This is a genomic window from Kribbella sp. CA-245084, from assembly GCF_050942355.1.
In the GTDB taxonomy this organism is placed as follows: domain Bacteria; phylum Actinomycetota; class Actinomycetes; order Propionibacteriales; family Kribbellaceae; genus Kribbella.
The window spans coordinates 1,398,737-1,425,475 of record NZ_CP192053.1; the positions used below are offsets into that span (position 1 = coordinate 1,398,737).

A 26,739-nucleotide genomic window follows, 5' to 3' on the forward strand; every position below is an offset into this window, starting at 1 on the left:
AGACTTGGCGGGTGAGTTCGGTGGTGCGGGTCTGGCGCGCGGGGCGAGTGGTCGATCCGCATTCGGTGATCGGAGGGCTTCGGAAGGGGCCGGGCGATCCGGCGTACGTGTTCGATGCGGGGCGCCGGACAGTGTGGCGGGCTAGTCGGACGCCTGACGGGCCGGTGCAGCTGCGGTTGACGCCGTACGCCGGGGGCGTGGAGGCCGAGGCGTGGGGCGCCGGGGCTGAGTGGGCGCTCGACGGGGTGCCGGAGCTGCTGGGGGATCGGGACAGTTGGGACGGGTTCGAGCCGCTGCCGGAGCACCAGGCGTTGGTGGATGCGGCGCGGCGGTTTCCACATCTGCGGGTGCCGCGGACGCGGGCGGTGTTCGAGGCGCTCGCCGCGGCCGGGATCGAGCAGGTCGTGACCGGCAAGGAGGCGTTCCGGGCGTGGCGGCTGCTGCTGCGCGAGTACGGCGAACCTGCGCCGGGGCCTGGCGGTCCGGACGGGCGGCAGATGATGGTGCCGCCGGCGCCTGAAGATTGGCGGCGGATCCCGTCCTGGCAGTGGCTGCGGGCGGGTGTCGAGGGGCGGCGGTCGCGGGTTGTGCTGACGGCGGCGACGCGGGCGAAGGCGTTGGAACGGACGCTCGAGCTGACCGATTCCGAGGAGATCGAGCGGCGGCTGCGGTCCCTCCCGGGAGTCGGCGTGTGGACGGCGGCCGAAGTGCGGCAGCGAGCGCATGGGGACGCGGATGCGTTCTCGTTCGCGGACTACCACGTGTCGCGCAACGTCTCGTACGCCTTGATCGGCGAGGAGTTGGACGACGACGGCTGCGCCGAGCTGATCGAGCCGTATCGAGGACATCGTTTCCGGGTGCAAAGGCTGTTGGAGCTGGCCGGCATCAACCATCCCCGCTTCGGCCCGCGCATGGCGCTACCCACCCACACGCCGGGCGCGACGCATCGCCTGCGCTAGTCCGGGCACTGGATCCACACCATGACCATCAACGGCGACGGCCTGTATCTCGTGGCGGGCCTGGCGCTGCTGCTCGGCGCCGTCCTGCCGCGTCTGCTCCGCCGGTACGCCGTCTCCGCGCCGATCGGCTTCCTCGGTGCGGGACTGCTCCTTGGCCTCGCTGTCGACCAGTCCCACCTCAGTCCGATCGTCGAGTCAGGCCTCACCAAGCACCTGGCCGAGCTGACGATCCTGGTCGCCTTGATGGGCGTCGGCCTGGCGATCGACCGCCCGATCGGCTGGCACCGGTGGAAGGTGACCTGGCGGCTCCTACTGGTCGCGATGCCCGCGTGCATCGCGGCTGTCGCTGGTGCGGGCTGGCTGCTCGGCCTGGCGCCGGCGACCGCCCTGCTGCTCGGCGCTGTACTCGCGCCGACCGACCCGGTTCTCGCCTCGGACGTGCAGGTACAGGGTCCGTCGACCGGCGCGGACGCCGAGCCTGAGGAGGATGACGAGGTTCGCTTCGCGCTGACCTCGGAAGCCGGTCTGAACGACGGTCTGGCGTTCCCGTTCGTCTATGCGGCGGTGTTCGGCGCGACCAAGGGTGCGGTGGGTGGCTGGGCACTCGAGTGGTTCGCCTGGGATCTGATCGGGCGGACCGTGATCGGCGTACTGGTCGGTTTCGGGATCGGCTGGCTGCTCGGCAAGATGGCCTTCTCCGCACCCTCGCGGACCTTCCGCTTGGCCGACTCGCGTGAACCCGTGCTGGCCCTCGCGATGACGCTCGGTGTCTACGGACTCGCCCAGGTGCTGCACGGGTATGGATTCGTCGCCGTCTTCATCGCCGCTCTGACACTCCGCGCGGCTGAGCGGCACCACGACTTCCATGAGGACCTTCATGGGTTCGTCGAGCAGCTCGAACACATCCTGACCTGGGGGATCCTGCTGCTCCTCGGATCGGCGATCACAGCCGGGCTGCTGCGGCCGCTGACCTTCGCCGGTGCCGCGCTGGGCCTGCTGCTGGTGCTGGTGATCCGTCCGCTGACCGCCTGGGTGTCGTTGACCGGAACGCCGATGCGCCGCTCCGAACGCTGGGTCACCGCCGCGTTCGGGATCCGCGGCGTCGGGTCGGTGTTCTACCTGGCGTACGCCGGTGCCGATTTCGGGACCGACCTACCGTGGCTCTGGGCGACCGTCGGCTTCACCGTCGTGCTGAGTGTGGTTGTCCACGGCGTCGCCGCGACACCGCTGATGCGGATGCTCGACGTACGCCGGGACCGGGCCGCCTGAGCGGCTCCGCAACTGAGATCGCCCGTCTCGAATGGTGGGATCACAAGACACAATATGGACCCGATTGGGTAATCTCGGGGGCAGCTCATCCAGAGGGACTGAGGGAAACGGCCCGTTGACGTCCCGGCAACCCTCCCCGTCGAGACCCCGTCCGGGGTGATCTCAGCGAGGGACCGGTGCCAAATCCGTCCCGCGCCGAGATCCGGCTCCCGGGGAAGATGAGAGGGGAACCTCACTCATGAGCCAGACCGCCACCCACACGATCCGTGAAGGTGCCTTCGGCAACGGTACGCACCTGAGCTGTCGCGCCTGTGGGGCGAAGTCGCCGCTCGGCCCGTTCTACGCCTGTATGGAGTGTTTCGGTCCGCTCGAGGTCGGATACGAGTACCCGACGATCACCCGCGAGCAGATCGAGGCCGGTCCGAAGAACATCTGGCGGTACCAGCCGCTGCTGCCCGTCCCCGTCGACGTGGCCAGCTACCCGAACACCGAGCCCGGCTACACCCGGCTCATCGACGCCAAGAACCTCGCCCGCGAGCTCGGCCTGCGCAAGCTGTGGGTGAAGGACGACTCCGGCAACCCGACCCACTCCTTCAAGGACCGGGTGGTTGCCTCCGCGCTCAGCGCGACCCGCGAGCTGGGCATGAAGGTCTTCGCCTGCCCCTCCACCGGCAACCTGGCCAACGCCGTCGCCGCGGCCGCCGCCCGGGCCGGCATCCGCTCGGTCGTGTTCATTCCCCATGACCTCGAGCGCCCGAAGGTGATCACCACCGCCGTGTACGGCGGGACGCTGGTCGCCGTCGAGGGCAACTACGACGACGTGAACAAGCTCGCCTCCGAGATCGCCGGCGAGGAAGAGGGCTGGGCGTTCGTCAACGTCAACGTCCGCCCGTACTACTCCGAAGGCTCCAAGACGCTGGCCTTCGAGATCGCCGAGCAGCTCGGCTGGCGGCTACCGCAGCAGATCGTCATCCCGGTCGCCTCCGGTTCGCAGCTGACCAAGATCGACAAGGGCTTCACCGAGCTCGGCAAGCTGGGTCTCGTCGACGCTACCGACTACAAGGTGTACGGCGCGCAGGCGACCGGCTGCTCTCCGGTCGCGCAGGCGTTCCGTGACGGGCACGACGTGGTCAAGCCGGTCAAGCCGGACACGATCGCCAAGTCGCTGGCGATCGGCAACCCGGCCGACGGGCCGTACGTGCTGGACGTCGCCCGCCGTACCGGTGGCGCGATCGAGGACGTCAGCGACGAAGAGGTCATCGAGGGCATCCAGCTGCTGGCCCGGACCGAGGGCGTCTTCGCCGAGACTGCGGGCGGCGTGACCGTCGCGACGCTGAAGAAGCTGATCGCGACCGGCCAGCTCGACCCCGAGGCCGAGACCGTGATCATCAACTCCGGCGACGGGCTCAAGACGCTCGACGCCGTGGCCGACCGGGTCGGCCCCAAGGTGACCATCCCCGCGTCGTACGACGCCTTCGTGAAGGCAGGCCTGCAGTGAGTGTGAGCGTTCGGGTTCCGACCATCCTGCGTCCGTACACCCAGGGCGTGTCCGAGGTCTCCGCGGAAGGCTCGACGCTGACCGAGGTGCTCGACTCGCTCGACGCGTCGTACCCCGGGATCAAGGGCCGCGTCCTCGACGACTCGGGCGAGCTGCGCCGCTTCGTGAACGTCTACGTCGACGATGACGACGTACGGTTCGCGGAAGGCCTGCAGACCGCGATCAAGGACGGTGGCCAGGTTTCCATCATCCCGGCGGTGGCGGGCGGCTGATTAAGCTGTCCTGATGCGTGCTGTAGTCGTCGAGGAGTACGGCGTCGTCCCCGTCGTACGGGACGTTCCGCGACCTGTCGCGGCGGACGGCGCGGTCGTCTTGCGGGTCGAGGCGACCGGCCTGTGCCGCAGCGACTGGCATGGGTGGATGGGGCACGACTCCGACATCGTGCTGCCGCACGTCCCGGGCCATGAGTTGGCGGGGACGATCGCGGCGGTCGGTGCCGGAGTGACCGACTGGCAGGTCGGCGATCGGGTGACCACGCCGTTCATCTGCGCGTGCGGTCAGTGCGAGCAGTGCTTGGAGGGCAACCAACAGGTCTGCCCGAACCAGCTCCAGCCCGGCTTCAACTACTGGGGCTCCTTCGCCGAGTACGTCGCTGTGCCGTATGCCTCCGTGAATCTGGTCCGTCTCCCCGACGATATGGACTTCGCAACCGCCGCCGGCCTGGGCTGCCGCTTCGCCACCTCGTTCCGCGCCGTCCACCAGGTCGGCAAGGTCCGAGCCGGCGAACGCGTAGCCGTCTTCGGCTGCGGCGGCGTAGGCCTGTCCGCCGTCATGATCGCCACCGCCCTCGACGCAGAAGTCGTTGCCATCGACACCAATCCCGAGGCGCTCGCATTGGCCCGCGAGTACGGCGCCACGCACACCCTTCAGGCCTCGGATCAGGTCGCCGCCCGGATCCAGGATCTCGGCGGGGCTCACGTCACCATCGACGCCTTGGGCTCCAACGACATCGTCCAGCAAGCCCTCTCCTCCGTCCGCCCCCGAGGCCGCCACGTCCAGGTCGGCCTGCTGCCGAACGGCGTACAGCTCGATGTCGGCCGCCTGATCGGCCAGGAACTGTCGTGGCTGGGCAGTCACGGCATGCCCGCCCACGCCTACCCCGAAATGCTGGCCTTAGTTGCTTCAGGCAAGCTCCGACCGGCCGAGCTCATCACCCGCACCATCACCCTCGACCAAACCCCCGCTGCCCTTGCCGCGCTGTCCGATGGCACCACAGCCGGCATCACCGTCATCACACCAGGCAGCAGTTAGAGGCGGATCAGGTAGACCGTGGGTGGGCGGCCGGTGCGGCCGTGTTGTTGGGTGCCGGTGGGGGCGGCTAGGCCGGCTCGTTCCAGGCGCTTCAAGACTCGGCGGGCGGTGCGGAGTTGGACGGCCAGGTGGTCGGCTACGTCTTGGGTGGTGAGGCCGTCGGGGAGGGTGGCGGTGAGTTCTCGCATGCGGGCGAGGGTCTGGGTGTTGAGGCCGACTCGGCGGGCGAGCAACGGCAGGCTTTCTGTGCCGCGGGCGGTGGTGGGCTGGTCGCCGCTCGGTTCGATGACGATCTCGACGTCGTCGGACATCGAGACAACGCCGGCGACGGATCCGATCGACGCGGCACGGCTGACGGCTCGACGGGCGAGCGCCTCGGCTTCAGCCGCAGTACGGCCGACGCCGAAGCCGACGTACGCCGTGCTGTGTCGCGCCGCGAGGTGGTCGAGTAAAGGCATGCGGGAGAACTGCTCCGTGGCCTGCTCCAGCAACCCGCGTGTAGTGACGACCAAGTGCCGTCCGTCGGGCAGAGCGGCGAGGCTGCCGCCGAGCGTGATGAGGTCGGCGGCGAGCGCGTCGTCGGGCTCAGGTAGATCGATCACTCCGAGCGCGACCTGCGCATCCCCGACATGCTGACCGGTCGTCGTGAGGATGAGTGCCTGCAGCGTGGAGCGGATCGAGTAGCGCGACGGCGCGAGGCGTACCGAAGGCATTTCGTTCTCGATCAGGTGGAATGCCGAACCCAGGCAGCTGATCGCGACCTTCGTGTTGTGTTTCTCGCGTGCGGTGCGGTGGAACTCGACGATGTCGTCCGACGTCAGCCCGGGCCGGTATGGCAGCACGTGGATGTGTTCAGTCGGGAGCTTCGCCTCGATCAGCGTCTCGATCACCTCGGACCGGCGCAGTGTGTCGATCGAGAACTGCGTGACGTTGTGCCCGAGCCGCAGCAGCTCGACGAGTGCGCGCAACAGCGTCGCGCCGTCGTACGAGACGTACATCGCGGGCCGGTCGATCACCCCGGCCTCGGTGGCGATCGTGTACGGGACGACGCCGGTGAACAGGAACGCGTCGACGTCGGAGTGCGCCTGCGAGACCAGCTCGACCGCTTCGGTCTCGTGCCGGTAGGCCAGCGGGTGCAGGGTGGTCCCGCTCGGTGCGCCGACCGCGGTCACGCGCTGGACCAGGTCCTCCGGTCCGACGACGCCGACCGTGAGCGCCATCAGGTCACCGGCCCCGAAGCTGAGCTGATCCTCACGGCATCCTCCGACGACTTCTGGTCTGGCCCTCAACTCGCAGAATAGCGCAGGGAGCGCTGAGATCTTGACGTTCAGGGCGGACTCTTTTAGTTTCGGTCAAGACCACAATTGCCGCCACCCCCTGCAGGCGGTCCAGGACGGCGGCGGTGTGGTGGAGCGAAGGAGGGAGCGCGCCACCCCACTGCCCGTGCTAGGTGTGGAGCTCCTCGAGGCAGCGGATCACCAGGTCGCGTTCGCCCGGCGGCAGGTCAGGACCGTAGGGATCGTGCGCGGCCTCGGCCGGCACCAGGCCCTCCCATTCGGCTGCCCACAGCATCCGCTGCACGTACCCCTCGATCGGCGCGTAGAACGTCGCCGCCGCAAACCGGTCCAGCCGGTCCGACGCGGTCAGGAACCCGGAGTGGTCACCGGCGGTCCAAGCACGCAGTACTGCGGCCGACAGCTCGACCTGTGCCGATGCGATGCCGACCAGCGCGGTGTCCGCGCCCCACATGAACGACGGCCCGTACATGCGGTCCTCGCCGGTGATCAGGAGCTTGCCGCTGCCGCGTCCGGCCCAGATCGCGTCCTGACAGCCGATGGCCCGGTCCAGCGTCGCCGTCTTCACCCCGAGCATCGCGTCCAGCGACAACAGCTCGCGGATCAGCGAAGGCGAGTACGGGTACCCACCGGCCTCCCCGTGCAAGTAAAACCCGACCAGCGGCAGCCCGCTCTCCGCCGCGACCCGCTCGTGAAGCGCCACCGCCTGCGCGTCCCCGTCCGGCAGATCGCCGAGCGCGGCCAGCGGATAGACCATCACTGCCTCGGCCCCACCTGCGGCAGCGGCCAGCGCCATCTCCACCGTCGCATCGGCCGCCTCCTGCAACCCAGCCGCCTCAGCAGAGCGAGGTACGCCGACTCCCGCCACGATCGGTACGTCGGTGGCCTGCCGCCACGTCTCCAGCACCTTCGCACGGTCACCAGCCGACAGGTACAGCCCGCGCCCGGTGTGCGCCCACACCGCGATCCCGCCGACGGACTGCGCCGTCAGGGCACCGGCGTACGCGGTCAGAGCGTCGTACGCGACGACGCCGTCGGAGTCCATCGGTGTGACCACAGCGGGAAGCAGTGTGCCGCGCAGTCGCTCTACGAGTGAGTGCATGAGGTCCTCTCAGACAGCGTCAGACAGAGTGCCCGAGACCGGGGCGCTTCGGTACGTCGATCCAGCCGTCGCAGTCGGCGAACACACTCGGCGCCAGCGGGTCCTCGTCGACCATCAGCGGCCCCACCAGGTCGGCCGCGACGGTCGCACCGGGCACGGCGGCGGCCAGGTGTACGGCGGCCAGCGTGGCCACGCCCAGCTCCGGCATCGAGCCTACCTTCACGGCCAGCCCCGCAGCCTCGGCCACATTGGCGATCTGCAGCGCACGGTGGAGCCCGCCGACCTTGAGAATCTTGATGTTCAGTACGTCGGCCGCACCGCGCCGAGCGATCTCCATGGCGTCGTGCAGCGAGTGCATGCTCTCGTCGACCATCACGCGTACGTCGAGGCGTTCGCGCAGCCGGACCAGCCCAGCAAGATCCCAGCGGGGCAGGGGCTGTTCCAGCAAGGTCAGCCCGGCGACGCTCATCTTGGCGAGGTACGGGAGGGCCGTGGTCGCGTCGTACCCCTCGTTGGCGTCCAGGCACAGCTCAGCGTCGTCAGGAATCGCGGCGCGGACCGCACGGATCAGCTCGAGGTCCTTGGCCGGGTCCTGGCCGCCCTTGACCTTGAGGTGCATGAACCCGCGCTCGGCGTACTCCGCTGCCTCTGCGGCCATCTCATCAAGCGTGCCGAGGCCGACGACCCACGTGGTCTGCACGCGGTCGCGGACACTGCCGCCGAGGATCGCATGCACGGGCCAGCCGCTCAGTCGACCGGCCAGGTCGTACAGAGCGATGTCGAGGCCCGACTTGGCGACCTGCTGGCCGCGCAGTACGCCGTCCATCACGACATGCGCACCGGCCCGGTCGAGCGGGTCGCGGCCGATCAAGGCTGGCGCGAGGTGCTCCTCGATCGCAGCCTGTACGCCGGCCAGCGTCTCACCGGTGTACGCCGTCATCGGTGACGTCTCGCCGATCCCGACGGCGCCGTCGGCGGTGTGGACCTCGACGACCAGGCTGATGAGCTCGGTGCTGATCCCGCTGCTGATCTGGAACGGACGGCGGTACCGCGCGCTGACCACACGGGTCTTGATCGCGCTGATCGGCGCCGATGCCCCGTCCGGCAACCCCGCCGGTTGTACTGCAAGACTCATAACCGGCTCCTAGGGTCGCAATCCGATCGAAAAGCATTTACGGTCAAGACCGTAAATACCCTGAGCGCTCTCTGTCAACGGAAGGTGGCACCCCGATGCGGCTGGGTCTCTATCTGAACCTCTACGGCACCCCGGACGAGCGGCCCCAGTTGGCCGACGCGGTCGAGCAGGCGAAGCTCGCCGAGCAGGCCGGGTTCGAGTGGGTCGTGCTCGGCGAACGGCACCTGCACCGGCCCGGGTACCACGAGATCCTCACGTCGATGACGTGGTTGGCCGCACAGACGTCCCGGATCGGGATCGCCACGGCGGGGATCGTGACGCCGTTGTACGACCCCGTCGTACTTGCGGAGACGCTGGCGCATATCGACGTACTGTCCGGCGGGCGGCTGACGGCCGGGTTCGTGCTCGGGTACCGGCCGGAGGAGTTCGCGCTGTACGGCGTGACGCAGGCCGAGCGGGTCGCGCGCTTCGAGGAGGGGCTGGAGATCCTGACCCGGCTGTGGACGTCGGACGAGGTCACGTACGACGGGAAGTTCACGAGCATCCAGGACGCGTACCTGTCGCCGCGACCGGTGCAGTCGCCGCGGCCGCGGATCTGGAACGGCGGGCGGGTGTCGGCGGTGCTGGAGCGGACCGCGCGGATGTGCGACGGGTGGACGACGTCGTTCAACGAGCTGGACGCGGACCTGCCGGCGAAGATCTCGGAGTACCTGTCGTATCCGCGCGGGGAGGGGACGCTCGGGCAGGAGGTCATCCTCTGCCGGGAGGGGTACTGCGCTCCGACGTCGCAGGACGCCAGGACGGCGCTGGAGGAGCCGCTACGCGACCTGTACGACGCCTACACCGGCTGGAAGCGCACTTCGACGGATGTCAGCCGCTACACCCAGGGCTGGGACGACATCGTCGACCGCAGCCTGATCGGCTCCCCGGCCCAATGCGCCGACCGCCTGGCCCACTACGAGGAGCTGGGCGCCGATGGGATCATCCTCCGCATCCAGCCGCCGGGCATGTCGCAGGCAGACGCACTGCGCTCGATCGAAGCCTTCGGAGAACTGCTGTAGGCGCTACGGAGCCGCCGCGGTTGGAGCGGCCTCGTCGGCTTGTTCCAAGGGTTTCTCAGGTCTCCCGTCGTTGCTGGAGATCAGGCCGTTGACCCAGTGGGTGGAGGGGTCGGCGTCCAGGAGGAGGGCTTTGGCCAGAAGGGACAGGGGAATGGCGAGGATCGCCCCCAGTGGGCCCAGGACCCAGGCCCAGAAGACCAGGGACAGGAACGTCAGGGTCGTGGACATGCCTACCGCGTCGCCGACGACTTTCGGTTGGATGATCGACTGGAAGACGAAGTTGATGACGCAGTACGCGACGATCACCCAGATGAGCGAGGACCAGCCGTTGTCCAGCAAGGCAAGCAGCGCGGGTGGGACGACGCCGATGATGAAGCCGATGTTCGGGATGTAGTTCGTGATGAAGGCGAGCAGGCCCCACAGCCACGGCAGCGGGACGCTCAGCACGTAGAGGACGCCTACGTCCACCACGGCGACGATCAGGCCGAAGATGGTGGAGACGACCAGGTACCGCGTCGTACCGCGCGCGAAGCTGGTCAGTGCGCTCGCGATTCCAGGGCGGTGTTTTGCGGCTTCGGTCAGGCGCTTCGTGAAGCTGTTGGCGTCCATGCCCATGAAGAACAGCAGGATCACGATGAAGCCGAGGTCGGAGAACACTCCGAGCAACTTGGTCAGCCAGCTCTGGAGGACCCCGAGGGCCTTGCCCAGGTCGAGGGCTTGCACGGCACGCTGGATCTCCTGGTCGCCGACGCCGAGGTCGGCAAGCCAGGCGCGGACGTCATTGACGAGTTGCCCGAAGGTGTCCCGGTACGTCGGCAGCAGCGTCGCGAGCCGCGCGATGGACAGCGCCAGCGCAGCGGCGAGGCCGACAAGGATGGCGATCACGACGACGATGGCGATCAGGGCGGCGATCCACGGACGGACGCCACGCCGGATCAGGAGCCGGCGCAGGGGGCTGACCGCGATGGTCAGGATGAGCGCGAGGAACACCGGGCCGGCGATGCTCGAGAACCCGTGCAACCCGCCGGCCGTGATGATCGCGCCGGCCAGACCCAGCAGAACCACGACGCCCCGCGGAAGGGACCACGATGCGGCGGCGCCCCCAGGCGACGGTTCGGCCGGGTCGACTGGGGAGTCCGAGGAGTTCGGGGCGTCCGCCGGTGGGGCGTCGGGGGAGTCGGGCATCTCGTACTTCTCCTCCGCGTCGGGCCAGGGAGTTCGAACATCGCCGACATCCCCTCCGGCGGCATCACGCGTCCCGGAGGAGGCAGCGGCGGGCGTCGTACGTCACGGGTGAGTCAGTCCTGCTGGTGGCGCAGACCGGCCTGTACTGCGGTCAGCAGCGCCTTCGCGCCCAGGCCGACCAGCAGCAGGTCCCCGATGATCTGCACCGTGACGACCAGGCGAGCCGCCTCGGTCACCGGTGCGATGTCGCCGAAGCCGACCGTGGCGAGGACCGTGACCGTGAAGTACATCGCGTCGGAGCGGGTCAGCGGCTCGGTGAAGCTGCCTGCGCGGTTCAGTTCCATCAGGTAGTACGCCGCGGCGAACACGACCAGGAGCAGCGGCACGCAGGTCGCCAGCGTGTTGACCGCCCGGATCCGCGGGTACGGCGACCGCGTGATCTCGCGGATCTGCCACGCCAATACCACCGCGACCACGAGGAGTCCGAGCCCCAGGTACACCGCCACGATCCCGTCGAGCCCATCCATCGGGAGCACGAAGTACCCCACGACGATGACCGCCCCTCCGGCCAGCGACCGCAGCAAGGATCTCCGCGCAAGCCGACGCTGCTCACCCGGCGGAAGACGGTGGACGCCGCTGTCTGCCACCCCCTGAGTGCATCGCACCCGCCACGCCGCGGCATCGCCATTCCCGGACGAGCCCCGGCTCGCGTCATCCGCCCTGGATGATCCCCCCGAATCGGGCCGCCGGGAAACCCCGGGATGAGGTGAGGCCCGCGGGACGGTTGCGGTCGTAGCCTGAGTCGGACGGATGGGGGTGGCGAATGGACGTCCAGGTGGTGTTCTGGACCGTCGTGCTGGCGCGTTTCGTGCTGCCGTTCTTCATCCTGCGCTACCCGCTGCCGGCGATCATCGCCTGTCTGCTCCTCGACGGCGTGGATCAGACGATCTTCCAGCTGTTCGGCTACGACCCGCCGAACTATCAGAGCTACGACAAGGCGATGGACGTGTTCTACCTGTCGATCGCCTACCTCGCGAGCCTGCGCAACTGGAGCAACCCGGGGGCGGTCAGGATCAGCCGGTTCCTGTTCTTCTACCGTCAGATCGGCGTGGTGCTGTTCGAGCTCACCGGGCTGCGGTTCCTGCTACTGGTGTTCCCGAACACGTTCGAGTACTTCTTCATCGCGTACGAGGGCGTGCGCGCGCGGCGGAACCCGATGCGGTACGGGTTCCGGTTCTGGGTCAAGGTCGCGGCCGGGATCTGGATCTTCATCAAGCTGCCGCAGGAGACCTGGATCCACATCCTCAAGCTCGATCTGACCGACACGATCCGCGACGTACCGTGGTTCCTCCCCGCGCTGATCGCGGCGGTACTGGTACTCGCAGCAGTCCTGTGGTTCGTCGTCCGGCCGCGACTCCGGCCGCCCGACTGGACGTTGCGGCTGAGCGCCGATCCGTTGCCGGTGGAGATGGACGAGGCCGGCGAACGGATGGCGTACCGCGCCGCACACAACCGAGTGTTCGACATGACGGCCGTCGAGAAGATCGTGCTGATCGGCCTGATCAGTGTGATCTACGGGCGGGTGCTGCCCGGCGTACAGACGAGCGACCTCAGGCTCTTCCTCGGCATCGCGTTCTTCGTGGTGCTGAACTCCGCGATCGGGCTGTGGAGCGCGCGGCGCGGGTACGGGTGGGACTCGGCCACGTTCTCGTTCGTCGTCCTGCTGGTGATCAACATCGCGCTGGTGCTCGTCGCCGACCTGCTGCTGACGCGGGGCGACGGCGCGCTGTCGCTGCCGGACACGCTGTTCTTCGTCTTCCTGGTCACCACTCTGACGATGCTCTACGACCGGTACCACCCGGTCAGCGAGTACCGCGCGACCACGGCAGCCGAAGCCGTGAGCAAGCAGCCGTGAGCTGAGGAGAGCGCCATGCCGGAGCCCGAGGAACTGTCCAGCGGAGCCCATCGACGGCCCGGTGAGGTCGAGGTCCCGGAGTGGACCAGTCGCTGGGTCGGCGGGATCCTGTTCGCCGGCGTGATGATGATCGTGCTCGGGATGATCCACGCGTTCCAGGGTTTCGTGGCGATCTTCGACGACACGTACTTCCTGGTCCGCCCGTCCCGCCTGGCGATCCACCTCGACTACGACAACTGGGGCTGGATCCACCTGGGCGTCGCCCTGTTCGTCCTGGCAGCCGGTATCGCCCTCCTCAACGGCCGCGCTTGGGGCCGCGTGGTCGGGGTGATCGTCGCGATCGCGAGCATCCTGCTCAACATGGCGTTCCTGGCGGCGTACCCCATCTGGTCCACGATCACCATCGCCGTCGACGTCCTCATCATCTGGTCCCTGACTGTCCACGGCGACGAACTACGCCAGATGCTCGACCGCAAACAGTCCCGGTCGTGATCAGTCGGCTGTTTTCAGCATGGCTTCGACCTCGGCCTCCACGAGGCCTGGGTTGTCCAGGGCAACGTCGTGAGAGGTGTTTGCCGCCGTGACCAGGCGCCGGTTGGGCGCGGCCTCGGCGAACTCGGCCTGGGCGGCGCGCCACGCCTGAGCGTCGGGCGGTGAGGTCGGGAACGGGGTCTTGGCAGAGGCGATGACGGTGGTTGGTACGCCGGACGGCCAGGTCATCTTGTGGTACGCCGTGTGAGCCGGCACGTACTCCGCGGCGACCGCGAGCAACTGGCGCTCGGGCTTCGTGGTGGCATGGCCCTTCAATCCGTCGACCTGTGCCTGCGTGGCCGCGGCGATCCGGGCGATCTCGGGGTCGGTGTAGAACGGCGGCAGGCTCGCGTCGACCAGGACGGCGCCGTTGAGCTGGCTCGGGTACTGCTGAGCGAAGTACGTAGCAATCTCCCCAGCCTCAGAGTGCGACACCAGGACCACCTGGCTTGCCCCCAGCTCGGTGAGCCCGGCTTCCAGATCCGAGACGGCGTTCTGCACCTTCCACGGCCCGGGTACGTCGTCACTCGCACCCATCCCCTCCCGGTCGTAGGTGATGACCTCCGCCCCGGTCTCCTTCGCCAGCTCCGGCGCAAGCTCCTTCCAGTACGTCGAGTCAGCCCCACCCCCCGCATCAAGCACAACCGCAGGCTGGCTGCCCGGGATCACCTGAAAGGCCAGCCTGTGCCCGCCGTTGGAGACCATGTGGGTGCCGGCAGTCGTGCCGGCGCTCGGGGTATCGGCGCTATCGGCCTGCCCACAGCCGGCGAGTATCCCGGCCAACACTGCGCCCACAGCCACACCAATCGCCGTACGTCGTGTAGTCATGACTCAACCCTGTCCCCACCACCCGCCACCAGCACGGGTGCTGGAACCCCAACCAGGAGAGACAAAACCCCACCGCACGCGGGGGGAGTACTCAGGCCTTCAGGCCCGACATGGCTATGGAGTCGGTTAGGTAGCGCTGGAGTAGGCCGAAGACCAGGAGGCTGGGGACTACGGTGATGGTGGCGCCGGCCATGACCTGGTTGATGGGGACGGCTTGGGTTTGGAGGGTGGCCAGGCCGACGGTGAGGGTTTGCATGTTGCCGGACTGGCCGATGACCAGGGGCCAGAGGAAATCGTTCCAGTGCCACAGGAAGACGAAGATTCCCAGCGTCGCCAGCACCGGGCGGATCAGCGGTACGACGATTGTCGTGAAGATGCGCCACTCGGACGCCCCGTCGATCTCCGCGGCTTCGAAGAGCTCGTCGGGGAGTTGCATGATGAACTGGCGCATCAGGAAGACCGCCTGCGAGTTGGCCAGCGTCGGGACGATCAGGCCCCAGTAGCTGTCCACCCAGTCGAACCGCGAGACCAGGATGTACGACGGAATCAGCGTCGCCTGGAACGGGACCATCAGCGTGGCCAGGAACGCCCAGAACATGATCTCCCGCCCCGGGAACTTCTTCTTCGCGAACGCATAGCCGGCCATCGACGCGAACAGCAGCACGCAGACGACCGAGACGAGCGAGTAGAGCAGCGAGTTGACCGTCCACCGCGGGATGTCCGAGCTGGACAGCACGCGCGAGAAGTTGTCCAGCGTGAAGTTCGCCGGGTTCAGCGCATCGGGAAAGGTCCGCCCACTGGGCGGCGCGAAGGCGACCATGACCATCGCCGCGAACGGAACGATCGTCACGATCGCGGTCAGCGTCAGCAAGGTCGGCAACGTCAACCGGGCCGCCGTACGCCGCCCGACGGCCTTGGTCTCGCTGACCGCCCGTACCGGCGGGCGTTCGAGCATGTTGACCATCAGTCGTCCCTCCCGACGAGCCGGCGCTGTACGAGCGAGACGATCAGCACGATCAGGAACAGCACCAGGCCGATCGCGCTGGCGTAACCGAAGTCGAAGTACTTGAAACCGCTGTCGTACAGGAAGTACACGAGCGAGTAGCTGGACCGCACCGGGCCGCCGCCGGTCATCACGTACATCGCGTCGAAGACCTGGAACGAGCCGATGGTCTCGATCACCAGCACGAAGAACAGCACCGGGCGGAGTTGGGGCAGCGTCACGTACCGGAACCGCTGCCAGGTCCCGGCGCCGTCGATCATCGCCGCCTCGAGGTACGACTTCGGCACCGCTTGCAGGCCCGCGAGCAGGATCAGCATCGAGTATCCGAAGCCCTTCCACGCCGACGTCACCGCGATCGACGGGAGCACGGTGCCGGACTGGGTGAGGAAGTCGATCGGGCCGATGTTCACGAGCCCCAGTACTGCGTTCAGTAGACCGTCCTGGGCGTCGTAGATCCACTTCCAGATGACCGCGGCGAGCACGATGCTCGTCACGTACGGCAGGAAGAACACGCCGCGGAAGAACCCGCGCTTCCAGACCACTTGATGGAGCAGTACTGCGGTGCCGAGCGAGAGCAGGACTGTCAGCGGTACGAAGATCACCGTGTAGGTGACGGTGACGAGAAGCGCCTGGTGGAAGACGCTGTCCGACAACAACCGCGTGTAGTTGTCGAGGGCAATAAAGTCCCATTTACCGCTGAGCCGGTAGTCGGTCAAAGACAGCAGGAACGCGCCGACCACCGGCAAGAACCGGAACACCAAGAACAGCACAAGCATGGGAGCGACGAAGAGCAGGCCGACCCAGGGGCGCCGGATGGATCTGCGCCGACCGGACACGGGTCCCGCCCGACCCGTGCCCGGCACCTGGCGTGCCTCCGTCAACGCTGTCTCGACAGGAGGTCGTTGGCTTGTTTGGCTGCGTCGTCCAGGGCCTGTTGGGGCTGCTTCTTGCCCGTGAGAACGGCCTGGATCTCCGTGCTCAGGAAGGACATCACCTGGCGCGCGGACGCGTTCGGTTCGCCCGGTACGGCGTACTGCAGGGCGTCACGGAACTTGGCCGCGTTCGGGTCGGTCGACTCGGACTTGGCGTCGTTCCGCGGCGAGTAGAACCCGGACGCCTTACTCAGCGGGTCCAGCTGGGCCGGCTGCATCATGAACGACAGGAACTTCTTCGACGCGTCGACGTTGTCCGACGCCGCGTTCAGCACCAGACCGCCCGGCAGCCCGAACCCGACCTGCTTCTCGCCGGTCAGCGGCGAACCGATCTCGACGTTCGCCGCACCCCAGGTCTTGGTGACGGTGGCGACGTCAGCCGGCACGCTGGTCATCGCCATCGCGACCTGACCCTTGCCGAAGGGCGAGTCGGCGACCACGTTGCTCGCGCCGATCGCGGTCTTCGGGATCGCGCCCTCGTCGTACAGCGACTTCAGGAACGTCAGCGCCTCCAGACCCGGAGCCTGGTTGAACGTCACGGACTTGCCGTCGTCGGCGAACACCTTGCCGCCGGCCTGCCACAGCAGCGGGTAGAAGTTCAGGTTCAGCGTCGCCTCGGGGGCCGCCGAGTAGTCCAGCGTGGCGAACCCGGCGGCCTTGAGCTTCGGCGCGGCCGCCTTGATCTCGTCCCAGGTCTCCGGCGGCTTGGCGATCCCCGCCTTGGCCAGGACGGTCTTGTTGTACATCGTCGAGGTGACGGTGTGGTAGATCGGTGCGCCGTACACCTTGCCGTCGACGGTCAGACCCGGGATCGCGGCCGGCAGGAACTTGTCCTTGTCCGGCGCGACCACGTCGTCGATCGGCTCCAGCGAGCCGCTCTTCACGTACTGCGGGATCTGGTCCGGGATCATCAGCAGGACGTCCGGGCCCTTCTTGCCGGAGAACGCCGCCGCGACCTTCTCCTCCCGGTTCGCCCACGGCTGCATCTCCAGCTTCAGGTCGATCCCGGAGTTCGCCGCCTCGAAGTCGGTCTCGACCTTCTTCCAGTAGGCGTCGCTGGCCGCCTGGTCGGCGATCACCGGGTACATCCAGAGCGTGACGCTCTTCTTCGAGTCCGACGAGCCCGAGTCGCCGCCGCCGCAGGAACTGAGCGCGGCGGCGAGTACGAGTGCCGTGAGTGGTGCCGCGATGCGGCGGACGCTGGATTTCATCGCACCCCCAGGGTGTCCGGAAGTCAGGGCCGGAAGTAGTTACACCGAATAACGGTCAGGACCGAAAGTAGCCGGGGTGAATTTCTGCTGTCAACGGCTGATATCAATCCGGAACAGCTCGGACCCGCTCGTCATCAGCAGTTGGTGGTCTCCCCGGACGCCGAGCCGCCGGTGCGCGTGCTCGACGAACAGCGTCGGAACGGACTTGTTCCCCGGCGCGATCCGGTAAATCTTGTTCAGGTCGATGCTCACATAGACGGCCTCGGAGGTCGCGACGATGTCGCCGCTGGAGGTCGTCGTACCGAGCGTGAAGGACTTCTTCAGCTTGCCGCTGTCCGGGGCCACCGCGAACACCGTCTTGCCGGCCACGCCCCAGAGCAGGCCGTCCGGGCCGATCGTGACCGACGAGACCGTCGCCGCACCCGGCACCGGCACGGTCTCCCAGAGCTTCTTCTTGTTGGCCACGTCCCACGCGAATACTGTGCCCGCTTCCCGGGTCGGCGGTGTGGTGGTCAGCCCGCCGGCGATCGACGTGCCGCCGTACACGATGCCGCAGTTCGCGGTCAGGCCGAAGACCGACTCGTCCTGTACGACGTTGCGGTACTTCTCCGCCGTACCGGTCTTGGGGTCGTAGATGACCAGTGCGCCGCCGAGCCGGTCGCCGTCCGGGACCGTGCCGACCGCGATCTTGCCGTTCACCTCGGCCAGCGCGCGGGCCCGGGTCTGGAACAGGTCCGCCTTCAGGTTGAGCGCCTGGACCGGGTTGTCCGGCGTACCGGGCGGTCCTGGGGAGTACTCCGGGCTGCTCCACGGCTTGCTCAGGTCGTAGTCGTAGAGCCGGGCCTCGGGATAGGCGCCGATCCACAGGTTGCCGCCGGAGCCCTCCATCAGCGCCTCGACCTGGGAGAACCGGTTGAACGTCGTGGCGCCGGTGTCCGGGTTGACGACCGACACGCCGCCGTTGAGGAAGCCGCCGGCGTAGATGTTGTTCTTACCGCCGGCCACGGACAGGATCTCGATCGGCTCCCGCCGTACCTTGGTCTGGAAGATCTCGGACTTGCCGGTCTGCGGGTTGTACCGGAACTCCTCGCCGCGCCACAGGGTGCCGACGACGCTGGTCCCCGGGTAGTCCGGCAGGTCCAGATCGGCGTACCCGATCGAGCGGGCGTTCTGGATCCTGCCGGTGAAGGTCAGGCCGGTCCCGGTCAGGGTCTTGGTGGCCGGGTCGTATTTCTTCAGCTCACTCGCCTGGATCATGTACAGCGAGCCGTCGGCGCCGATCGGCGAGATGTCCAGCCCGTGCTCGTTCGCGATCTCGTCGACCCAGGTCCTGGACGCGATGTCCCAGACGTACATCGGGCCGGGGAACGCCGTACTGACCCGGGTGTACACGCGGCCGCCGCGGACGTTGAGGTCGTAGACGACCTTGTCCTTCGGGTCGCCCATCGTGGGCGGCGCCGGGATCCCGGTGATCGCACCCGAGGCCACGTCGACCTCGGAGAAGTACGCGTCCGGCTCGGTGCCTGTGTAGAGCTTGCCGTTGGCGTAGTCGATGCTCTTCACATACCCCTGGCCGGCCTTGATCGTGCCGTAGTCGCGGACCGCGCCGGTCGCGTGGTCGTAGCTGAACACCCGCCCGTGAGGGTACGTGCCGCCGTACACATTGCCCTGCTCGTCGACGGTGATTCGCAGGATGAACGTCTCGGACGCGAGCGGCCGGCCCAGGTCCTCGGCAGTGGTCGCGCCGGGCTTCAACCGGTACAGGTGGCCGTTGTTGTAGGTGCCGGCATAGATCGTGCCGTCGGGCGCGGCGGCGACCGCGTAACTGCCGTCCGCGCCGGGCAGTGCCGCGGACAGCAGGCTGTCGCCGGTGGCCGGGTCGATGGCGTTCAGGTACGCCGGGCTGCCGCTGGACACGTTCCAGATCGCGGTCTTGCCGTTCGGGCCGGGCGCGACGGTCCCGCCGATCAGCAGTACGTCGGACAGCGGAACGCCCAACGAGGTCAGTGTCGCTGTCGGCGGATGATGCCCTGCCTCAGCAGCGGGAGTGGTCAGAGTCGTGACGAGTACGGCGGCGAGTGCCACCGCGATGAGCGAGCGGGCTGATCGCATGCAATGCCTCCGGGGTGCCGTATTTACGGTCCTGTCCGAAAGTGAAGCGCCGACGACATCCCGAAGTCAACGCCTCGGGCGGATTTGCCACTACTGGCAGGAGGGGCTCCGGTTTCGGCCTCGGCCGTTAAGGGTGGGTGATGGTGGCGAGTAGGTTCTGCAGCTTCTCGCGAGTTGCGGCGAAGTAGCTGTTCTCGCGGTGCAGGGCGCGGTGGAAAGCCGCCAGCTCGGCCGGAGAGATCGTGTTCGAGAACGTGCTGATCTCGGTCAGGTCGAGCCGGCGGTTGAACAGATGCACCGTGTCCCGCCAGCGATGCAGCAGTCCGACCAGGTCCGCGTCCCGATGCAGTCCGAGCGCTCCGGACACCAGCGCAAGATCCACCGCGGACACCACCAGCCGCGGGTACACCTGCCGTGAGCTCGGCGCGTCAGGCGAGAACCGCTCGTCGTTGAGCAGCCGGGTGTTCTCCTGCAGCTCGTCCACCACAGCACGCAGTACTTCGGTACGCCGCTCTGCCTCGGCCGTGAGCCGCTCGACGAAGATGCCGCTCAACCCGGCGACCAGCGTGAGGGTGTTGACGGCCGGCTCCCACCGCGAGTTTCCCGGCCAGAAGAACCAGATGATGCCGAGAACGAACGCCACCCCGAGCAGGCCGTACGTCACCACAGTGACGACGGTCCGCCGGGTCATGTCGCCCAGATGTCGTCGGCGAGGCTGTGCGCCGCCTCACCGGCCGCATCCGGCGCGAGCAGGAGCAGCTCCAGACCGAACGGGTTCGGACGGCGGGTGTACCGGAACTGGGACTGGATCGCCTCGACCGGCGTCAGCTGACAGGCCTCGGTGAGCCGCTTCAGCCGGTCCGTCGAGTACTTCCGGGTGGTGTAGAGCCGGATCGTGTCGCCGATCGGCAGCACCACCTCGGTGTGGTCCGGCAGCTCCATCCGGATCTCGGCGTCTGTGTCGTTCTGCCAGAGGATCTTGACCAGCAGCGCGTCCTCGTCCTCGACCTCGCCGATGAACTTGACCCGGTCGTTGTTGATCTTGAGATCGGTGTTGTACCGCAGGGCGCTGGTGACGAACTCGGCGAACGCGCGGGTCTGGTGGTACTCGTCGGCGGCCGCGTCCGCGGTCTCCTGGTCCAGCCGGGTCGTACTCGCGACCTCGAGCAGCAGCCGGTCCTGCGGCCGGAGCACCCGGGTCAGGGTGCTGAGCAGCTCTTCGTCGCTCTCGAAGTTCGCCAGCGTGTTGCCGGTGAGCGTGAACAGGATCGGGTCGTTGCCGATCAGCCGGGCGAGCATCTGCGCGAGCTCGTCCATGTTGTCGGCGATCGAGAAGTCCAGCTGCACCGGCAGCACCTGCGACACCGGGAAGCGGGCGCCGCGGACGGGCTCCAGCGTGCCCATCCGCAGCATCTCCGAGCTCATGTCGACCGGGATGTAATACATGTCCCGGTTGTTCCGGCGCATGTCGCTGAGGATCGTCCGGTCCTTCACGCCGGTGCCGACGCCGAGGCTGACCAGGTGGAAGCCGCCGTTCTCGACGTGCGGGCGGACCTTGCGCCAGTGCCGCAGGAACGACTCCGCGCCGGCCTTCATGACCAGGTAGAACGGGTCGTTGGTGGCGTTCGCCCAGGCGATGGTCGGGCCGATGCCCCAGTACGAGAAGCCGGACGTGATCTGCTTGCCGTCACCGGTGGTCGACACCGGCCCGCGCAGGTCACCGGTCAGCGTCGCGAGCTTGTCGGTCTGATCCTCGCCGACGAGCAGCAGGGACCAGGCGAAATCGTCGTCGGCCAGCGCATGCTCGAGCTTCCGGATCACGGGTACCGGCTCTGCCACGTCCCACCCCTCACACGATGAGACGTCAGGTTATCGGTTGCCGGACCAGACCGCCCGCTAGATCGGGGTGACCGCGTCGGCCTCGCGGCCCTTGGGCCCGTCGACGATCTGGAACTCGACCGGCTGGCCGTCCTCGAGGGTCTTGTAGCCGTCCGACACGATCCTGCTCCAGTGCACGAACACGTCGTCGATCTCGTTGCCGTCGCCGTCGCCACCGGTCTCGACGGCAAGAAAACCGTAGCCCTTGTCGGCGTTGAACCACTTCACGGTGCCGCGCACCATCGGAACTCCTCGACCACGGGACCGCTTATCCAGGCCCCTCGCGATGAACAAGCCTAACCGAGCCGGCCGCCAGGCAGAGCGCCGTGCCCACGAGCGCGGCGCTGACCCACAGCGGTCCCCGGAAGCCGAACGCCCCGATTGCGAGCCCGCCGAGGACCGGCCCGGCGGCTGCTCCGACGTTGAGCGCAGCGGTTGCGAGACCGCCTGTCAGGACGGGCGATTCGGCACCGGCGTACAGGGCATAAGCGATCAGCGTGGAGCCGACTGCGAAGGACAAACCGCCTTGTATCAAAGCCAGAACGGCAGTCGGTACGACGTGTGCCGCGGTCAGCGCGAACGCGCACCAGCCGAGCAGCAAGATGCCACCGGCAACCAATGTGAGGAGCTGGTTGCCGCGGTCGGCGTACCGGCCGGCGATCGTGACGCCGATGAACGACCCGAGCCCGAACAACGCGAGTATGAGCGGCACCCATCCCACGCCGAGACCGGTGACATCGGTCACGATCGGGGCCAAGTACGTGAACGAGCAGAACGTCGCACCGTTGACGAGGGCCCCGAGCAGCAGCAGTACGACGAGGCGCCGGCCGACCCGGAACCGCCCGATGGTCGTCGGACCGGTGCCGCGGGCCGGGACCGAGCGCAGGATCGCGATCAGCGCAGGCAGCGAGACGATCGCGACCGCCCAGAACGCCGACCGCCAGCCGAAGTACGAGCCGAGCAGGGCGCCCGCCGGTACGCCGACGATGCAGGCGAGCGTCGTACCGCCGAGCAGGACCGAGGTCGCGCGGCCCTTCGCGTCCGGACGGACCAGGCCGGTCGCGGTGGCGAGTGCGATCGCGAGGAAGCCCGCGTTCGCGAGCGCGGCCAGGATCCGGGTGATCAGCAGTACGGCGAAGCTGGTCGTCAGCGCGCCGACGACGTGGACGGCGAGGAAGACGGTCAGCGTGACGAGCAGCGTCCGCCGCCGCGGCCAGCGGGCGCCGAGGACGGCGATCGCCGGAGCGCCGAGGATCATGCCGAGCGCGAACGCCGAGGTCAGCCAGCCGGCGGTGGGAATCGAGACGCCCAGGTCCTGGGCGATGTCCGGGCCGAGCCCGGAGAGCATGAATTCAGAGGTCGCCTGGGCGAACACGGCCAGGCCGAGCAGGTACAGCACGAAAGGCATGGAGATACTCCCGTAAACCATCGATGGAATGCGTCATCGGTGGTTACGGTCTGTCGGCCTCCGGGCTGGACATGGTGGGGAGCTTAGGGAACGGCCTACGAGCCGTCCACCGAGTTAGCCCCGGCGGGAGGCGGCCAGGCCGAGGACGCCCGCGGTGACCAGCAGAAGGGCGCTGGTAACGCCGAGGTCGTCGGTCTGCAGGACCCCGTTCTCGGTCAGCATCCAGATCGTGGCCGCACCGGTCAGCACGGCGCCGGTCACGACGCCGGGAACATCCGGTTTCGTCTTCCGTGGCTGCTGGCTCATCCGCGCTCCACCTTTATGCTGCCCAGCCTGACGTCCAGGTCCAGGGTGACCTGTTGCGGGCCGGCCTTGCCGTCCGTGCCGAGGTCGTTGAGGGTCAGCTCGGCATTATGTCCGCCCTGGTGCTGGTCGAGGAAGGAGACGTCTCCCATTTCGGCCGACAAGTTGCCGGTCACGTCGACGTTCTCAGGCACCTTGACGATGACCTCGCCGGCTCCGCCGTGGACGTCGACCTTCGCGCCCGGGCCGAACTTCGCCTGGGTCAGGTCAAGGTGCACCGACCCGGCGTCGAACTGGTAGCTGGTCCCGGTCGCGGTGATGGTCTGGCTCTGCGGCGCGACGTAGTTGGTGTCGGCGAAGTTGCGCGGAATGCTCGGGAACACCGTGCTCGCCACCGCACCGGCCGCGAGCAGGATGCCCAGCGGCAGCAGGGCCAGCGTCCGGCCGACGAACCCGCCGAGCAGCATGCCGGCGCCGAGCGTGGCCAGGCCGATGACCAGCATGGTCGCCGTCGAGGCGCCCGCGAGCGCGGCGATCCCGATCGCGAGACCGGTCAGTACGACGACGATCGACTTGATCCCGCGCATGCCCTTCGCGGGCGGTCCGGCGGGCTTGCTGCTGACCGGCGGGGTGGTGCCGGCCGGCTCGTCGATGTACAGGCCGAGAGGGTCGTCCTCGGTCCACACAGCCTGGACCGGTTCGACGGTGCGGTCCTGGGGTCGCTGCGTGGCCGAGGACGACGGACCCGCCGGGGGAGCTGACGGGTCGCCTTGGGGTGTTGCGTACGGCGAAGTGGCCTGCTGGCCTGGCGTGGTGTCCTGCGGGCGGCCGGTCCAGTTGGTGCCCTGGCCGCTCCAGTTCGCGTTCGGATCGCCCATGTACTGGCTCCGCCGGCCGCGGCCGATCCCGCCGTTCTTGCGCTGCTTGGCAATCACCCAGATCACCGCGACCACGATCAGCGGACCGGGAACGAAGCGGCCGAAGTCGAACGACGACATCATCGCGATCGCGGCGAACACGCAGGCGCCGATCACGACCGGCCACAACCACGGGTGGTCGGGACGGATCCGGTCACCGAGCAGACCCTGCGCCGCCGAGCGGTCGCTGCCCTCGTCGGGCATCAGGACCCAGGCGGCGATGTAGAAGATGATCCCGGGGCCGCTGAGGATCAGCACGGCCATCACCACGCGGACCAGCACGGGGTCGATGTTCAGCGCGCGGCCGATGCCGCCGCAGACACCGGCGACCCAACGGTCCGACCTGCTGCGCCGCCATGTCTGCGGGTTCTGCAGGCGGTCGCGGTCGAACCCACCGGGTCCACTCTGGTTCTGCTCCATGTCATCGATACTCACACCCTCCTCGCGTGCGGAACATCGGGATGCACCCTGACGATCCCCGGAGTCGGCGCGGTTCCGGCGAGGGCAGCGGCGGGGGTTTCGGGGTTCTCCCCGAGCCGACCCTGAGCCAGGCGGGCGGGCGCTGAGGAGGCGGCCGGGGACAAGCCTGCTGGTGTGCGGCCCGTCCACATGTGACGATCGTTGTGATGAGCCAGCCAGCAGCCGCGCCGCCGGGCGGGACCTCCACGAACGGAGGCCAGCCCGAGCCGACTCCTGCGCCGAACGGGCAGGAGCAGTGGCGCTATAAAGGCTGGGGTCCGGAAGGCCCCGGGCAGTACCAAGGCCCGTACGCCGCTTACGCCGCCCGCATGGCCGCGGAGCAGGCCGCCGGGGGCCAGCGATACGCCGCGGGCCAGCCGCACCCCGCCGGCCAGCAGTTCGCGGGAGCAGGTGGTGCGGGGACGCCGCCGCCGTACGGCCAGCCCGGACCGGCAGCCGGACCCGGCGCGTTCCCCCCTCGGCAGCCCACAGACCCGCCTCGCCGGGCGTATCGGCGTACCGAAGGTCGGGTCGTCGCCGGTGTGGCCGGCGGGATCGCGGACCACCTCGGCGTGTCCGACACGCTCGTCCGCCTGGTGCTGATCGCGACGACGGTGTTCGGCGGCTTCGGCGTACTGATCTATGCGGCCCTGTGGTTCCTGATGCCGCTCGCGCCGGACAACGTGCCGGGCGCACCGGGCCTGGCCGCGCACACCCGCAGCGGAATGCGCTCCGACGAGCCGCCGCCCCCGGTCGCCGAGGCGAAGCAGCGGAAGCGGGAGAAGAGCCGCGGCCAGCTGCCTGCATTGGTGGCCATCGGCATCGGTCTGTGCCTGCTGCTGCAGGTCGCCGGATTCGGGATCGCCGGCAAGCTGTTCTGGCCGCTGGTGTTCGCCGCGACCGGTCTCGCGCTGATCTGGCGGCAGGCGGACGAGAACCAGAAGGACAAGTGGACGCAGGACATCCGCGTTCCGATCCTCGGCCTCGTGCTGGGCAAGGGCGGCTGGAAGTCGCTGATCCGGATCGCCGTCGGCCTGATCCTGATCGGTACCGCGGTCACCCTGTTCCTGGTCCAGAACGGCCGGCTCTCGATGGTCGGCGACGTACTCATCGCTCTGCTGCTTGCCGTCGTCGGCATCGGCGTCATCGCCGGGCCGTGGGTGCACCGGCTGACCCGCGACCTGAACTCCGAGCGCGCCGAGCGGGTCCGCTCGCAGGAGCGTGCCGACATGGCCGCGCACCTGCACGACTCGGTGCTGCAGACGCTCGCGCTGATCCAGAAGCAGGCGGAGGACCCGAAGGCGGTGACCCGGCTGGCCCGCTCGCAGGAGCGCGAGCTGCGGTCCTGGCTGTACGACGAGGACGACACCACCGATCAGACCATCGCCAGCGCGGCGAAGCGGGCGGCAGCCGAGGTCGAGGACTCGCACGGCGTGCCGATCGAGGTGATCACGGTCGGCGACTGCGACCTGACCGAGCCGCTGTCGTCGATGGTGCGGGCGGCCCGCGAGTCGATGGTGAACGCCGCCAAGCACTCCGGTGCTGCGAAGATCGACGTGTTCGTCGAGGTCGACGGCGACCGGGTGGAGATGTTCGTCCGCGACCGGGGCAAGGGCTTCGACGTCGACGAGGTACCGGACGACCGGCTGGGCTTGCGGCACAGTGTGATGGGCAGGATGGAACGGCACGGCGGCCGCGCAACAGTGCGGTCCGATGCGGAGACTGGCACCGAGGTGCGACTGGAGATGGACAGATGACCAGCAGGCGCGTAGTCGTCGTCGACGATCACGACATGTTCCGGGCCGGGGTACGCAGCGAGATCGGTTCCTCGGTCGACATCGTCGGGGAGGGATCCGACGTCGACACCGCGGTCAAGGCGATCGTCGGCACCGAGCCCGACGTCGTACTGCTCGACGTACACCTGCCCGGCGGCGGTGGCACCGAGGTGATGAAGCAGGTGCACCAGCGGCACCCGGACATCAAGTTCCTGGCGCTGTCGGTGTCCGACGCGGCCGAGGACGTGATCGGCGTGATCCGGGCCGGCGCCCGCGGGTACGTCACCAAGAACATCTCCGGCACCGAGCTGATCGACGCGATCAACCGGGTCGCCGACGGTGACGCGGTCTTCTCGCCGCGGCTGGCCGGCTTCGTGCTGGACGCCTTCTCCGGCGCGATCGATATCGCCTCGGTGGACGAGGATCTCGACCGGCTCTCACAGCGTGAGCGCGAGGTACTGCGGCTGATCGCGCGAGGCTACGCGTACAAGGAAGTCGCCCGGGAGCTGTTCATCTCGGTGAAGACCGTCGAGACCCACGTCTCCTCGGTACTGCGGAAGCTCCAGCTGTCCAACCGGCACGAACTGACCCGCTGGGCGACCGACCGCCGCCTGGTCTGACCTTCGCTGCCCCCTTCGGGGTAATCTCCACC

At 68.2% G+C, this 26,739-nt stretch carries 26 protein-coding genes and 1 riboswitch; of the genes, 10 read left to right on the forward strand and 16 right to left on the reverse strand.

Going from position 1 to position 26,739, the window contains the following annotated elements; translation table 11 throughout:
• The first annotated feature begins 11 nt into the window (after window positions 1–11).
• The 5 genes from ACQPYH_RS06910 (at window position 12) to ACQPYH_RS06930 (ending at window position 5,037) form a co-directional block, all read left to right on the forward strand.
• Window positions 12–959, forward strand: a complete 948-nt coding sequence (locus ACQPYH_RS06910) for a DNA-3-methyladenine glycosylase family protein (protein WP_432888189.1) — start codon at window positions 12–14, stop codon at window positions 957–959.
• Window positions 960–980: 21 nt separating this feature from the next.
• The gene (locus ACQPYH_RS06915) at window positions 981–2,228 is read left to right on the forward strand and encodes a cation:proton antiporter (protein WP_432888191.1); all 1,248 of its coding nucleotides are present in this window, start codon (window positions 981–983) and stop codon (window positions 2,226–2,228) included.
• Between the two features lie 82 nt (window positions 2,229–2,310).
• Window positions 2,311–2,453: riboswitch (SAM riboswitch) on the forward strand.
• A gap of 13 nt (window positions 2,454–2,466) precedes the next feature.
• A complete protein-coding gene (thrC, locus tag ACQPYH_RS06920) occupies window positions 2,467–3,726 on the forward strand; it encodes a threonine synthase (protein ID WP_432888193.1) in 1,260 nt (419 codons plus the stop codon).
• Window positions 3,723–3,998, forward strand: coding sequence for a ubiquitin-like small modifier protein 1 (locus tag ACQPYH_RS06925; protein WP_432888195.1), 276 nt, complete (start codon window positions 3,723–3,725; stop codon window positions 3,996–3,998). The genes thrC and ACQPYH_RS06925 overlap by 4 nt, the downstream gene beginning before the upstream one ends.
• Window positions 3,999–4,011: 13 nt before the next feature.
• Window positions 4,012–5,037, forward strand: a complete 1,026-nt coding sequence (locus tag ACQPYH_RS06930; RefSeq protein ID WP_432888197.1) for a zinc-dependent alcohol dehydrogenase family protein — start codon at window positions 4,012–4,014, stop codon at window positions 5,035–5,037.
• Here the strand turns inward: ACQPYH_RS06930 and ACQPYH_RS06935 are convergent.
• The 3 genes from ACQPYH_RS06935 to ACQPYH_RS06945 all read right to left on the reverse strand — a co-directional run bounded on the left by ACQPYH_RS06935 (window position 5,034) and on the right by ACQPYH_RS06945 (window position 8,569).
• A complete protein-coding gene (locus ACQPYH_RS06935) occupies window positions 5,034–6,257 on the reverse strand; it encodes a hypothetical protein (protein ID WP_432888199.1) in 1,224 nt (407 codons plus the stop codon). The genes ACQPYH_RS06930 and ACQPYH_RS06935 overlap by 4 nt on opposite strands.
• Window positions 6,258–6,483: 226 nt before the next feature.
• Window positions 6,484–7,434: a dihydrodipicolinate synthase family protein gene (locus ACQPYH_RS06940; protein ID WP_432888201.1), complete on the reverse strand. Its 951-nt coding sequence runs from the start codon at window positions 7,432–7,434 to the stop codon at window positions 6,484–6,486.
• A 19-nt stretch (window positions 7,435–7,453) separates the two neighbouring features.
• The gene (locus ACQPYH_RS06945) at window positions 7,454–8,569 is read right to left on the reverse strand and encodes a mandelate racemase/muconate lactonizing enzyme family protein (protein ID WP_432888203.1); all 1,116 of its coding nucleotides are present in this window, start codon (window positions 8,567–8,569) and stop codon (window positions 7,454–7,456) included.
• Between the two features lie 95 nt (window positions 8,570–8,664).
• Here ACQPYH_RS06945 and ACQPYH_RS06950 point away from each other — a divergent pair, with 95 nt between their 5' ends.
• Complete coding sequence (locus ACQPYH_RS06950) at window positions 8,665–9,630, forward strand: LLM class flavin-dependent oxidoreductase (RefSeq protein ID WP_432888204.1); 966 nt, start codon at window positions 8,665–8,667, stop codon at window positions 9,628–9,630.
• 3 nt (window positions 9,631–9,633) lie between these two features.
• Here ACQPYH_RS06950 and ACQPYH_RS06955 read toward each other — a convergent pair whose 3' ends face one another.
• Window positions 9,634–10,815: an AI-2E family transporter gene (locus tag ACQPYH_RS06955; RefSeq protein ID WP_432888205.1), complete on the reverse strand. Its 1,182-nt coding sequence runs from the start codon at window positions 10,813–10,815 to the stop codon at window positions 9,634–9,636.
• Between the two features lie 113 nt (window positions 10,816–10,928).
• Window positions 10,929–11,462 (reverse strand): potassium channel family protein, encoded by a 534-nt coding sequence (locus tag ACQPYH_RS06960; RefSeq protein WP_432888207.1) that lies wholly within the window; start codon window positions 11,460–11,462, stop codon window positions 10,929–10,931.
• A gap of 176 nt (window positions 11,463–11,638) precedes the next feature.
• On the opposite strand from ACQPYH_RS06960, the gene ACQPYH_RS06965 reads away from it, so the two are divergent.
• Window positions 11,639–12,730 carry a hypothetical protein gene (locus tag ACQPYH_RS06965; protein ID WP_432888209.1) on the forward strand — a complete coding sequence of 364 codons (1,092 nt, stop codon included), beginning with the start codon at window positions 11,639–11,641 and terminating at the stop codon, window positions 12,728–12,730.
• A 15-nt stretch (window positions 12,731–12,745) separates the two neighbouring features.
• Complete coding sequence (locus ACQPYH_RS06970) at window positions 12,746–13,222, forward strand: DUF7144 family membrane protein (protein ID WP_432888211.1); 477 nt, start codon at window positions 12,746–12,748, stop codon at window positions 13,220–13,222.
• Here ACQPYH_RS06970 and ACQPYH_RS06975 read toward each other — a convergent pair whose 3' ends face one another.
• The 11 genes from ACQPYH_RS06975 to ACQPYH_RS07025 form a co-directional block, all read right to left on the reverse strand.
• A complete protein-coding gene (locus tag ACQPYH_RS06975; protein WP_432888213.1) occupies window positions 13,223–14,089 on the reverse strand; it encodes an alpha/beta fold hydrolase in 867 nt (288 codons plus the stop codon).
• A gap of 91 nt (window positions 14,090–14,180) precedes the next feature.
• Window positions 14,181–15,053, reverse strand: coding sequence for a carbohydrate ABC transporter permease (locus tag ACQPYH_RS06980; protein WP_432888215.1), 873 nt, complete (start codon window positions 15,051–15,053; stop codon window positions 14,181–14,183).
• A complete protein-coding gene (locus ACQPYH_RS06985; RefSeq protein WP_432888217.1) occupies window positions 15,053–15,868 on the reverse strand; it encodes a carbohydrate ABC transporter permease in 816 nt (271 codons plus the stop codon). Before ACQPYH_RS06985 ends, ACQPYH_RS06980 begins: the two co-directional genes overlap by 1 nt.
• A 101-nt stretch (window positions 15,869–15,969) precedes the next feature.
• Window positions 15,970–17,235: an extracellular solute-binding protein gene (locus tag ACQPYH_RS06990; protein ID WP_432888218.1), complete on the reverse strand. Its 1,266-nt coding sequence runs from the start codon at window positions 17,233–17,235 to the stop codon at window positions 15,970–15,972.
• A gap of 90 nt (window positions 17,236–17,325) precedes the next feature.
• Window positions 17,326–19,347 (reverse strand): hypothetical protein, encoded by a 2,022-nt coding sequence (locus ACQPYH_RS06995; protein ID WP_432888219.1) that lies wholly within the window; start codon window positions 19,345–19,347, stop codon window positions 17,326–17,328.
• Window positions 19,348–19,474: 127 nt separating this feature from the next.
• A complete protein-coding gene (locus tag ACQPYH_RS07000; RefSeq protein ID WP_432888221.1) occupies window positions 19,475–20,038 on the reverse strand; it encodes a hypothetical protein in 564 nt (187 codons plus the stop codon).
• On the reverse strand, window positions 20,035–21,186 hold the full coding sequence (locus ACQPYH_RS07005) for an L-histidine N(alpha)-methyltransferase (protein WP_432888222.1): 1,152 nt from the start codon (window positions 21,184–21,186) through the stop codon (window positions 20,035–20,037). Before ACQPYH_RS07005 ends, ACQPYH_RS07000 begins: the two co-directional genes overlap by 4 nt.
• Window positions 21,187–21,243: 57 nt before the next feature.
• Window positions 21,244–21,468 carry a cold-shock protein gene (locus ACQPYH_RS07010; RefSeq protein ID WP_432888224.1) on the reverse strand — a complete coding sequence of 75 codons (225 nt, stop codon included), beginning with the start codon at window positions 21,466–21,468 and terminating at the stop codon, window positions 21,244–21,246.
• Window positions 21,469–21,493: 25 nt separating this feature from the next.
• On the reverse strand, window positions 21,494–22,633 hold the full coding sequence (locus tag ACQPYH_RS07015; protein ID WP_432888226.1) for a Cmx/CmrA family chloramphenicol efflux MFS transporter: 1,140 nt from the start codon (window positions 22,631–22,633) through the stop codon (window positions 21,494–21,496).
• Between the two features lie 114 nt (window positions 22,634–22,747).
• The gene (locus ACQPYH_RS07020; protein WP_130443947.1) at window positions 22,748–22,939 is read right to left on the reverse strand and encodes a hypothetical protein; all 192 of its coding nucleotides are present in this window, start codon (window positions 22,937–22,939) and stop codon (window positions 22,748–22,750) included.
• Window positions 22,936–24,288, reverse strand: coding sequence for a PspC domain-containing protein (locus ACQPYH_RS07025; RefSeq protein ID WP_432888228.1), 1,353 nt, complete (start codon window positions 24,286–24,288; stop codon window positions 22,936–22,938). Before ACQPYH_RS07025 ends, ACQPYH_RS07020 begins: the two co-directional genes overlap by 4 nt.
• A gap of 191 nt (window positions 24,289–24,479) precedes the next feature.
• Here ACQPYH_RS07025 and ACQPYH_RS07030 point away from each other — a divergent pair, with 191 nt between their 5' ends.
• Together ACQPYH_RS07030 and ACQPYH_RS07035 are read left to right on the forward strand one after the other, a co-directional pair.
• Complete coding sequence (locus ACQPYH_RS07030; protein WP_432888230.1) at window positions 24,480–26,069, forward strand: PspC domain-containing protein; 1,590 nt, start codon at window positions 24,480–24,482, stop codon at window positions 26,067–26,069.
• Window positions 26,066–26,707 (forward strand): response regulator, encoded by a 642-nt coding sequence (locus ACQPYH_RS07035; protein WP_432888232.1) that lies wholly within the window; start codon window positions 26,066–26,068, stop codon window positions 26,705–26,707. The genes ACQPYH_RS07030 and ACQPYH_RS07035 overlap by 4 nt, the downstream gene beginning before the upstream one ends.
• The last annotated feature ends 32 nt before the right edge of the window (window positions 26,708–26,739 follow it).